Annotated in this window: 8 protein-coding genes and 1 pseudogene; 6 read left to right on the top strand and 3 right to left on the bottom strand. The window is 51.7% G+C overall.

Annotated features, from left to right (window positions below; genetic code table 11):
• The first annotated feature begins 82 nt into the window (after positions 1–82).
• Together JMI88_RS36840 and JMI88_RS36835 are read left to right on the top strand one after the other, a co-directional pair.
• Positions 83–982 (top strand): hypothetical protein, encoded by a 900-nt coding sequence (locus tag JMI88_RS36840; RefSeq protein WP_201367081.1) that lies wholly within the window; start codon positions 83–85, stop codon positions 980–982.
• A 34-nt stretch (positions 983–1016) separates the two neighbouring features.
• Positions 1017–2063 carry a hypothetical protein gene (locus tag JMI88_RS36835; RefSeq protein WP_201367080.1) on the top strand — a complete coding sequence of 349 codons (1047 nt, stop codon included), beginning with the start codon at positions 1017–1019 and terminating at the stop codon, positions 2061–2063.
• Between the two features lie 6 nt (positions 2064–2069).
• Here JMI88_RS36835 and moaC read toward each other — a convergent pair whose 3' ends face one another.
• Positions 2070–2567, bottom strand: a complete 498-nt coding sequence (moaC, locus tag JMI88_RS36830; RefSeq protein ID WP_201367079.1) for a cyclic pyranopterin monophosphate synthase MoaC — start codon at positions 2565–2567, stop codon at positions 2070–2072.
• A 945-nt stretch (positions 2568–3512) separates the two neighbouring features.
• Between moaC and JMI88_RS36825 the strand changes: the two genes are divergently transcribed.
• Positions 3513–5690: a PAS domain S-box protein gene (locus JMI88_RS36825; RefSeq protein ID WP_201367078.1), complete on the top strand. Its 2178-nt coding sequence runs from the start codon at positions 3513–3515 to the stop codon at positions 5688–5690.
• A gap of 737 nt (positions 5691–6427) precedes the next feature.
• Here JMI88_RS36825 and JMI88_RS36820 read toward each other — a convergent pair.
• Positions 6428–6577, bottom strand: a pseudogene (locus tag JMI88_RS36820) (HTH domain-containing protein); the annotation flags it as partial.
• A gap of 143 nt (positions 6578–6720) precedes the next feature.
• Here JMI88_RS36820 and JMI88_RS36815 point away from each other — a divergent pair.
• Both JMI88_RS36815 and JMI88_RS36810 read left to right on the top strand, forming a co-directional pair.
• A complete protein-coding gene (locus tag JMI88_RS36815; RefSeq protein WP_201367076.1) occupies positions 6721–7602 on the top strand; it encodes a transglutaminase-like domain-containing protein in 882 nt (293 codons plus the stop codon).
• A 264-nt stretch (positions 7603–7866) separates the two neighbouring features.
• Positions 7867–8184: a hypothetical protein gene (locus tag JMI88_RS36810; protein ID WP_201367075.1), complete on the top strand. Its 318-nt coding sequence runs from the start codon at positions 7867–7869 to the stop codon at positions 8182–8184.
• 336 nt (positions 8185–8520) lie between these two features.
• Here the strand turns inward: JMI88_RS36810 and JMI88_RS36805 are convergent, their stop codons facing one another.
• Positions 8521–9348 carry a cyclase family protein gene (locus JMI88_RS36805; protein ID WP_201367074.1) on the bottom strand — a complete coding sequence of 276 codons (828 nt, stop codon included), beginning with the start codon at positions 9346–9348 and terminating at the stop codon, positions 8521–8523.
• 213 nt (positions 9349–9561) lie between these two features.
• Between JMI88_RS36805 and JMI88_RS36800 the strand changes: the two genes are divergently transcribed.
• The gene (locus JMI88_RS36800; RefSeq protein ID WP_201360153.1) at positions 9562–11178 is read left to right on the top strand and encodes an ISL3 family transposase; all 1617 of its coding nucleotides are present in this window, start codon (positions 9562–9564) and stop codon (positions 11176–11178) included.
• Positions 11179–11237 lie beyond the last annotated feature (59 nt).

Below are 11237 nucleotides of genomic sequence, written 5' to 3'. Positions count from 1 at the left end.
ATTTTGATCCATCTCTATCGTCTAACAGAGATAGAGATACATACATGTTCATAGGATCGGCACCTCGGAGGAAAATCCTGCCATGCCATTTACAGCCAATGATTTGAGGTATCGGGCAGAGCAAAGCTATCCATTACTGTATGCGTACCTGCATAGGAATGCACAACGATATTTAGGCGCTTTAAAATATGATGCATTTGAAGTTGATACAGTAATTGGGCACGTGGTAGAGCAGCTTGTGCGCCTGGGTATCTTAGGGGGAGAAGATCGGACTCCAAAGACTGCGCTAGACTGGTTGACCGATGCCCAATTTTACACCTTTCTCAGTCGCAGCGTAAGAAATAAAGCCATCGACCGTCTAAGGAAAAGGCGACTACAGGTCAACACGACGGCTGAACTAGAAGGAGCGGATGAAGAGGAGGGAGATAATCCTCTTTCAGATGCGGTAGAGTCGATATGGGGTGAAACACCTTTCTCCACACCCGAAGAGATCAGCTTACATATCGCCTCTCAGCGAGAATTACGGAATATTCTGAAACACTGCATTACCGTGTTGCGTGCAGCACCCAATCAACTGCAAGCCGTCATGCAAGAATTACAAGAGATAGGAGCTGATGACCTGGTTGATGCGTTATCTAAAGAACTAGATTTCAGCTTTGCCGCCGAGCCCAATCCCCATATCAGCCAGCACAAAGATCATGCACACAAGAAACTACGCAACTGTTTACAGCAGCAAAGTTCAAATTTGACAGTTACCATTGCTTTGCGTTTAACCATGTATACAACGAAACATTCCACTAATAAGAATGTATACGAGGTAGACGTTCAAACACTCGCTCAGCACGACCTGACAAAGCAAGATGTATGTAAAGGCTTGCAAGAGTTGGTTTCCGAGGGTCTCCTCGATTGGCATGGCGAGGAGATAGTACAGCTTACCTCAGCGCAGTTGAAGCGTCTATCGCGTTTCTATAAAGAAGAGTAGAGCCAGATATCCGACTCTGAAGGAGAGAATCATAATGAACGACGAGACAATTTTTGGGGGGGCCTCTGAAATCCGTGGAAATTACAGCAAACTGGGGCAATGGCTCCAACAGGTTTTGCAGACGCCCGATACAACAAGCAGTGAAGCAGGAGAGCTGGTAGAGGAGAACGACAGCCAGCTAGAGCTTCAATTGAGCGGGAATTATCATATCTCCTTTTATCAGCAACTTCCTGATTTTATCATGGCTCTACTCAACAATGATGCCCAGGCCACAGTTCACTATGCGCCCCTCCTCTTTCACCTGGCCGGTTGCCAGGAATGTCATCATGCTTATCTGGACCTCTATGATTCCATGCGCGCAGCCGTACATCCGCTAGGAACGCGGGCTTTACTGGGACAAGGGACACGTACCCTGTCGGCCACACCCCATCGTATGCTCAGCCATCTCAGCCAATCTCTGATCAGTCAGGCCGAAGCCATTCTGCGCCAGGCTCGCCATGAACATAATGATAATGATGAGGCTGCGCGTTCACTACTGCAACTGGCCTTGCGGGTCAGCGCCCATATCACCCAGAGTTCGCTACGCCGGCAGGCATTAAAGGACCTGGTACGGGTCGCCACCCTATTCGGAGGAGCCACTGCACCAGAAGATTCCACCTCCAACACGTACACATATACACCAGTGATGGCCGGTGGGGGCGGCGTACGTCGCGGCAAAACCTTAACGCGTGCAGAAAGCAACCTGCGCACAAACCCGGCTGACCAGGCTATCATCCACCTGCAGGCACAAAATCTGGAAGGTAGCGTAATTCAACATGGAGAAACGCTGGAATTGCACCTGCAGGATCTAGACCCATCCCTGCGTGGACAATACGTTACCATCTCAGTTTTTCTGGGATCGCTGCTGGAACCTGTACGCTGGCTAGGAGGAAATCCGCATGCCATCCGTAGCGTGGTTCCGGTGAACGAAAATGGCATGCTGATCACTCCAATCGGACAAACAGAGCTGAGCCTGACTCAAGCTGAAGAGCGCAACCTGCTGGAAGCCATGTTTATGTTACTGGAAGTTCGCAAGATTTAAAAATAACTAAGCGGGTTGAAATGTGACCGTGCCGCTCTTGCCACCACTTTTTTGTGCAATATAGGCCTGTTCCAGGGTAATAGTTGTATCTACCCCCTTGCACATATCATAAATGGTGAGTGCGGCCACGGTCACAGCTGTTAATGCCTCAACATCGACGCCAGTTTTATAATTGGTGCGGGTACGTCCCTCAATAAAGATCAAGCCGGCCTCGCTCTCAAAAGTGAACTGTAGATCAATATGGGTCATTGGCAGAGGATGGCAGAGAGGAATAATTTGTGGTGTCTGCTTGGCCGCCATAATACCAGCAATCTTGGCTACTTCAAGCACACTTCCTTTTGAAATCTGATTATTTTCGATTAAATGGATCGTCTCTGGCTGCATGCGCACGCGTCCATGGGCGATCGCCTCACGAACGGTTTCAGGTCTATTGGTGACATCGACCATATGAATATTGCCCTGTTCATCCAGGTGGGTAAGCTGGCCTTTTTCCGATGTATTCATGCTCAAATCTTTCTTTCTAAACGTTTCAAGTTATCCGTCTTAGTTCGTCTTTATCCTACTGAATCTGTTCGTGGTGCTGTCATTTCTGCTGTCAATTTGTAGAAAGTAACAGCCATAATAGAAGTCATTGTTTACGAGAATTGGAGGGTTTTTTCTGTGTCTTTCTCCATTCAGCTAAACCACCTTTATATGTAGCGACCAAGAATGATTCAGAATTTCTGCATCTAAGATAAACTTCAACTGCTTACCAAGACGACTCAAGCGGATCGAGTCACCTGCAACTAAACATTCATGTACATGATACCACACAGAAGCCGCTCAGCTTCTGTTAGTCGGGTGAGAGGATTTGAACCCATGACCTGTTGTTTTTGGTTATGCTCTTATGTATTTTTCAAGCTTGCAATTCGCGTTTTTTGTACTCCAATATTTTTGGCTCAACGAAGATATTTGCCGATGTTGCTACAGAGTTGCTACATTTCTTTGTGGCCTCTGCCTGGGTATAGTGATAGAGAGCCGTGTCATTTTGGAGGGAGTCCAAGCACACGGCTCCTAATAGTCCATGGCAACGAATGACAAGCTCTTTAATTCGAAGTGTGTGATTGAAGTAAGGGGCGTAAAGCATTTGTACCAGGCTATAGTGTCTGATCAGATAAGGAGGAACAGCAATCGTAACACCTGACCATAAGCTGGAGTGCGACAAGTTTTTTTGCGCGAGGTAGGGCCTAATCCTACGGTTGTAGATAAGGACACCACCGACGTATCATATTGACTCCAGATGGACGGGTAATTTCACCGCTACCCAAAGTACAGCTTGCTTGTTTCTTAACTATCTTACATCATGAGAGTATCGTTCTAGGCGTGAGAGTATGAATGCGTCTTCGAGTGAGAGTATGAATGCGTCTTCATTTTCGGGGATGAGGGGCAGGAAAGGGATACCTACATATTATGTCAAATGCAAAGCAGACCCAACGCGTCACGCATGCGTCTCGTGGTATACTCCTACACATTCTTGAGACGCTTCCCGGTGCCTTATTTGTTATCGATGATAATGCGACGATTGTGTATGCCAATGCGCATGCACAGGCTATGACCGGAGCCACACCAGGGGAGGTCGTTGGTACGTCATTGTGGCGCTGTGCTCCCCAGCTGGTGAGTCCCCAACTCTATCAGGCGGTCCAGCAGGCCAAACAGACCAGAAACCCAACCAACGTCGCGTATGTGTCTCCCGCCACCAATAGCAGGTTGCACGTCTCCCTCTCTCCGACCGATGAAGGCCTCGCGCTCTTTTTCCATGATTATCCGGAACCACTGCACCACCAGGATGCCTTGAACCGGAACGAACGGATGTATCGGGATCTGCTGGAAAGCTTCGCTGATGATGTCACGATTGTGACCCCCGATGGGCTGATCCTCGACATCAATCAGCATACCCTGGCAGATGTACACCGGCGGCGGGAGGAGGTGATCGGCACACCGCTCACCGACCTGCCTGTGTGGTCCCATGACCCTGCGGTCCAACAGCAATTTCGTGCCGCCATTGCGCAAGCCAGCCAGGGAGAAACCGTGCGCTTTGAGGCCAGCATCCATCCACGAACCGGCCTGTCTCCGGACATGGTGATGACGATTACCTCCCATTGTGATGCCCGCCAGCAGGTCGAGTACCTCATATGTGCAAGCCAGGATATCAGCGAACGCAAGCGCGCCGAAAACGAACTGCGTACGCTGATCGATGCCATTCCCCAACTCGTCTGGGTCAAGCGCCCCGATGGCTTTTCTGAATACCATAACCAGCGCTGGTGTGACTATACCGGTATGACCCCCGAACAGGCCCAAGGGGACGGATGGATGCAGGCACTGCATCCCGATGACCGACAACGTGTCCAGGATGCGTGGCAAACGTCTCTCCACACAGGCACCCTCTATGAAAGGGAACTGCGCCTTCGGAATGGGAGCACCGGAGCCTATCGCTGGTTTCTTGCCAGAGCAGTGCCATTCAAAAATGCCCAGAGCCAGATTGTGAGGTGGTTTGGCACAGTTACCGATATCGACGAGCAGAAACGGTTGGAGCACGCCTTGCGCCAGAGTCAGGAGCAGGCAAATACCCTGATGGACTCCAGCATTATCGGGATCGACATCAACGAAGGCGAGCAGATTGTGGACGCCAACGACACGTTTCTGCGCATGACGGGCTATACCCGTGAAGACTTGCGGGCCGGGAACATCAACTTGATGCAGATGACGCCTCCAGAATATCTGGCCCGGACGCTGCAGGCGCAACAGGAATTTGACACGCAGCAGTCGGTGACGCCCTATGAGAAAGAGTTTGTGTGCAAAGATGGCAGTCGCCTTCCGGTGGTGGTAGGACGTGTCTCATTACAGAGCAATCCGTCCCAAGGGATCGGCTTTGTGCTGGATAATTCGGCTCGCAAGGAACTGGAACAACGCAAGGATGACCTTATCAATATGGCCAGTCATGAACTCATGACTCCACTTACTGCTGTTAAGCTGCAGGCCCAGATAGTGAGAAGGCGCCTGGTCAAGCAAAGGTTGCACGAAGCAGCTGCGGATCTTTTAGGGTTGGAAGCGCCTGTGACGCAACTCGAATATCTGGTCGGAGAGTTGCTGGATATCTCCAAGATCCAGACAGGCGGACTGGAGTATCGGCAGGAGATGGTGGATCTCGACGCGTTGCTGCGGGAGATCACCGACACCATGCAATACCTCAACCCGAGCTACACCCTCGTGGTACGTGGAGCAGCACAGACCACGCTGATCGGGGATCGGAAGCGGCTGAGGCAGGTCTTCACCAACCTGATTGGCAATGCCATCAAGTATTCTCCCGATGCCAAGACGGTCGAAATTGACCTCAGCGCTTCCCCAGAGACGGTCACGATCAGCGTACGCGATTATGGCCTGGGCATCCCGCGAGAGCTGCGCGACAAGATTTTTGAGCGTTTCTACCGGGCCGCAGGTCCCAGGCAGATCGCGGTTCCCGGTTTGGGTATGGGGTTGTCCATTGTGGCGGAGATCGTCAAGCGTCATGGGGGAATCATTACGGTGGACGGCACCATCGGGGAAGGATCAACTTTTACGGTGACCTTTCCCCGTACCAGGGATGTCTGAGCGCGGAAAGTGCGCCACTCGCGTTATCTGAACCGAAGATGGCGATGGAAACGGTTTAGGCACGGATAGCACTGCCATCACCGACTAGATTCTTGCGAACACCATCGCTTGGATACGATCTGCCTGAATCCGGCGGTTTTGCTGCGCACCACAGAGGCCTACACGCTCTTGTGCCCCCAGTTTTACCTGGTCATGCCGATGACACACGTATCAACGCTTGCGCGGCAAGACCTCGACATGCGCCCAGGTACTCTCACCAGACATACATCTACAACTGTAGGACTAAGAAAACGCTCTGTTCTGATCGATGTCGCCAACAGGCCCTTCGTCAGCAACAGGCGAAGAAGCTCTGGAAACGCCGGAGACCGATCTTGCTCTCGTGATCTGAATGGGCCCGGCGCAAAAAAACTTGCCGCACCCGGCAGCTGGCCAGGCGTTACGATTGGGAGGAAGCATTCAGAGCGGCGCGCGCTCCCGCGCGTTCTTTGAAGAAGGAAAACGATGTGTGTGCGCAACTCCAATCGTTTTCCTTAATCCCAAAAAATAAAAAAACGCAGGTTTGCAGGTTTCTCAGGTTTATATGCCCCAAAAGGAGCAAAAAAAGCACCAAAATACCATCCTAAAGCGCATGGGAAGCCGCACGAAGGCCTCCTTTTCGCGCCCTCTACTCGTTCGCCAGGCCCACATCAAACCTGCAAACCTGCAACGCATATCCACTAGATCACCCAACAAAAGGTGTAGAGCGGGATGCCTGCAAAACTGAGGGCCTCAATGTCACGGTAAATAGTCCGTTCGGAAACCTCCAGCTGCTCCGCCAGTGCTTGCGCGGTCATGCGTCCCCTGCTCTGTAAGAGCAGAAGAAGTGAGAGAAGTCGATCTGCTCGCAAGGAATCCCTCCATGATGTGTTATGTGGAAACACGTGTGTACGATGTGACTCAGTATACCACACAAATCCTGTCAAAAGGCGTCAGGATTTGGATGTATGCTTTTCTCCTCAACACACACTGAGATGCAAAGAAAGGATATCTCATGCAGCAGAACGTATTCGACCACTACCGTGCTTTCAGTCAGTTCACCTATCCCGGCCTCTATCAGGAAAGATTGCAGCACGATCTCCCCACTGACATTGGGCAGTTGGGTCGTCTCGTCAAGCGGCAGGTCATCCATAGCATCGCGTTGTCTCTGGGAAGAGAGGGGGCCCAGATCAATCCCGTCTATGGGAATATACGCGAAGTGCCCTGGTATCGACAGGGGGAAGATGACTACTTCCCAACTGCTGTGGCCATGCTTGCCGAACTATACCACCGCGATCCGCGTGGCTTTGTGCCAGATCGAGCAGTTGAAGACAAACTCATCGTCACCTGTCGTTTTGTGGCCATTCTCATGGCCTCAATCTTGAAGACCAGGGGGATACCCGCTCGTGTCCGCGCTGGCTATGCTCCCTACATTCGCCCTGGCGCTGACACGATCGAAGTCCACTGGATCACCCAGTACTGGCACGCGCCCCTTGAACGCTGGATGACCATTGACGCTGATACCTCGTTAGAACATCGTCCCTTCGATCCCTTCGACATGCCGCCTGATACCTTTGGCTTCGCAGCGAAGACCTGGCTGGCCGTACGCGAGGGCCGCCAGAACGCAAACGCCTACACCGACCACGGCGTGAGCGCTCTGGAAAATCTTGCAACACAGGTCTTCTTTGACTTCCATTGCCTGATGAATAACGAGATTCCCTATACGCAGGCTCCCGTTTTCATTGCCATCGATTTCAACACGGTTGAGGAAGAGAAATTGCGGGCGATTGATGCCCTTGCACGCCTCATGCTGCAGCCCGACGAAAACTTCGCCCGACTCCAAACGATCTGGGAAACGGAGCGTGATTTTCGCCTGCTCCATGGCTCACTCGTCTAAGAGGTCCTGAGGGGCGCTTCGGTAGAACGCCCCTCAGCATGTTTTCACGAACGACGAAACTGGCTCTTCAGGCTGAGCTGACTGATCTTACGGTGTTGCGCGAAAAAACGAATTTTCTCTCACTCGATCCCAATCGGGCTTAGCGTACAGTTTTCACCTATCGATACGCTGACTCCTAGTTTACTTTTTCGATTGTAAATGCATCAGAAGGTATGTCTGTAAATACCTCTGGTGCATTTTTGCATGTATGAGAGGAATTTACTTATGCCAAGGAAATCACGACGCCCTATTCGTGGGGCTGGCTCTGTTTATCAGCGGAAAGATGGGCGGTGGGTAGGTAGTTTTATTATTGAAGAAACTGGTAAGAGGAAATACCTCTATGGAGCAACTCAAGAAGAAGCTTATAAGAAGCTCCAGCAAGCTTTGTTTGATCAAAAGAAAGGAACTTTGATAACTAAATCTCAGGCTACAATGAAACTGGCGGACTACCTGACATATTGGATAGAAAACATACATTGCCCTCTCACTGTGCGTATCAGTACTTATATAAAGCACAAAGGAGAATTGAAGAACCACATTTAACGCGACAGACACCAGACCGGCTCACGATCTTGTGGAAGCAGCGCAGGCATGGTCATGAGCCACCTCCTTGTCTCCTTCGGTATGATGTACTCAACTGCCTGAAGGCGGAAAAATAGTTTGCACGAGCCAGTTTCGAAAAGTAGACAGGTTTTGCCCTCAAACGTGAGCACTTGCCCCCAATCTTGAGCACTGGCGTGAACGTGCGTGCCTGGGCAAACCGCTCTCCATCTGGATTCTTCCATCGACGCCTTGTAAATTGGTGTTCTTTTTCGTCAATTCCACACAGACAGGCCTAAAGTTTGGTTTAACACATTACAGGAATGGTTTGCGCCATGCTCATACATTCTTGCTTTTCTGTTGAGGCACAATGGCCACGGGACGTATCGGTGAACCGGTCGCACCTTGTATTTTGAGTGGCAGGCAGACAAAAAGGAATTCGTAGATCTGGTCCCTGGCCAGGTCTTCAAGAAAGAGATTTTCCATGATGTAAATGCCGTGACGAACCAGCAAAATAATGTGACCAGGTAAAGAGGTGCCCAGATCCGGGTCAACGCGACCGTCCGTATCCCAGCTGATATGGTCCGCACCAACGGCTCTGACATGCTGGTCGGCAAGCCATTGGGAGGCATCGGCGCGTACACCACCGCTACTCAGATAGCCGGATGGATCATGCCATCGTGTTCCGTTTCCCGTGCGTACCAGAGCCACATCTCCCTCATGAAGCGTCACGTTCTGATGCAGACAGACGGTTTCTAAATCCTGGCGCGAGATGGGTTGGTCAGCTGTGATCCAATCGACGCCACGATACCCCGCGATATCAAGTGGCACCCCTCGACTTAGCAGTGGTGCGATGGTCTCTGCACCCAACCGGGTAAATCCGGTCGGGGTTTGTATGCGGAAGGTCACTTTTTCCCCACCATACAGGCAGAGATCCTCGGCGACATGACAGAGCGCGTCAATATGTGTACCAGCGTGCTCAGTGGTCGCAATGAAGCCAGAGGCAGCCGTTCGAGGGTCCCCCGTTCCCTCTTCATGGCGACGATGTAACGTGTAGGTAAATCCTGGCACAAGCAGAGGAAGAAGCGGAGCCCCAGAGGAGCGTGGTTGCTCCAGGTCATACACTCGTGTCTGAGAGAAGAGTTCAAAAAAAAGTTCTTTGTCCATAACAAGTAGCCATCTGTCGTCTGAATCAATTCTCGGCTCATACACAACTTTGGTGAAACCTCTGCTGGTAGCGCCGGAGAAAAAGGCTTCTGTCACATAAATTTGGCTCTTGTTCACTCTTGGGGTTTTCTGCTCGCTTGCTTTGCTATATATCGGGAAATGGTGATATAGTCTCATCTAAACATGTGTTTTTCTCGCAAGAGGGAGTCCATGATGGAAGAGGCATCTCTACTTTCTTTACCAGAAGGGATGCGTGTCGAGCAGATCCAAATCACTGAACATGGTTTGGTGATTGCAGTCGAGGCTTCGCATCCCACATCGTGTTGTCCACTGTGTACTCAATCCTCAGATTCCATCAAGACGCACTATCGCCGCACGTTACGAGATGCTCCCTGTGTGGGTCGCCAGGTTCAACTGATCCTGACTGTGCGCAAATTCTACTGCCGTAATCCATACTGCTCCCAGAAAGTGTTTACCGAGCGGCTTCCTTCCTTTGTCGAGCCGTGGGCCAGGATGACGATCCGTTGCTGCCAACACATTACGTCGATCGGGTTAGCGACCTGCGGCAAAGGGGGAGCCAGACTCGCCGCTCGCCTGGGGATACCAACCACGCGTCCGACGATCCTGCGCCGCATCATGGCTTTGCCAGATATTTCTGGGAGTTCCGTTGTGTACCTGGGCATCGATGATTTTAGTCTTCGACGTGGGTATCGGTTCGGCACCATCCTGGTCAACCTGGAAAGCCACCGCGTAGTGGATCTCTTACCCGACCGCCGGGCGGAAACCGCAGCCCGGTGGATGTACCAACAGCCAGATCTGGCGGTGATCAGTCGTGATCGAGGAGGCGAATATGCCTCCGCTGCGCGAGAAGGCGCTCCCCAGGCTATCCAGTGCGCAGACAGGTTCCACGTGGTGAAAAACCTGACCGAAGCTGTTCAGGTGCTTCTGGCGCGCTGTCAGGCCGAAATCCTGACAGAAAAGAAACCGGACGAGCCAAGCCAGGATGAACAAAACAAACCCTTCATTTCCATCGAAGAATGGCGTCCGAAAATCCCAGCTCATATAGAGCGCGTGCAACGAGCCAGACGATCTGAGCGCTCGGCACGCTATGAACAGGCAGTCGAACTCAACCGTCTCGGAAAACCACCCCAAGAGATTGCCAGGATTCTCGGTGTAACAGGACGAACCATTCAGCGTTGGCTGAAAGCCGACACCTTCCCTGACGCCAAGCGGCGGCGGCGGCGACCTGGTTCTTTCGAGATCTACGCGTCTTATGTCCTCTCGCGCTGGCAAGCCGGTGAGCGAAACGGCCTGGCGATTTATCGCGAGATCAAGGAGCAAGGCTACGATGGCTCGGAGCGCACCGTCTACCGCTATCTGGAACCACTCAAACAGGCTGAGGTGAGGGCTTCAATCGACGTGCATCGTCTGCAAAAATGGACCGCCAATACCGCCATCTGGCTGTTTGTACGTGATCCAGAAAAGCTCGATGAGATCGAGCGCGAGGATCTGGCTGCTTTCTGTGAGGCAAGTGCCCCCTTGAAAAAGGCGTATGACCTCCTGCAAGATTTTTTATCCATGGTCCACAAACGAGAAGGGCAGCGGTTAGATGCCTGGCTGGTCAGGGTTGCAGAGAGCGAGCTGCCAGAACTTCAGTCATTTGCTGCTGGGGTAGAAAAGGACAAAGATGCGGTGCAAGCTGGTTTAACCTGGGCGATTAACAATGGCATGGTTGAGGGCCATGTGACAAAATTGAAGCTGATCAAGCGAACGATGTATGGCAGAGCTGGTTTTGCCTTGCTCCGCCAACGGGTGCTTCATGCAGTGTAGGAGACGCCTGAGAGAGGGGCAGATGAGAGATTGTATGAAATACCAGCGTCTCCTCAACA

It is taken from the genome of Dictyobacter formicarum (genome assembly GCF_016587435.1).
Note: the sequence above shows the minus strand (reverse complement) of the source record. Positions and strands in the feature narration are given on the sequence as shown.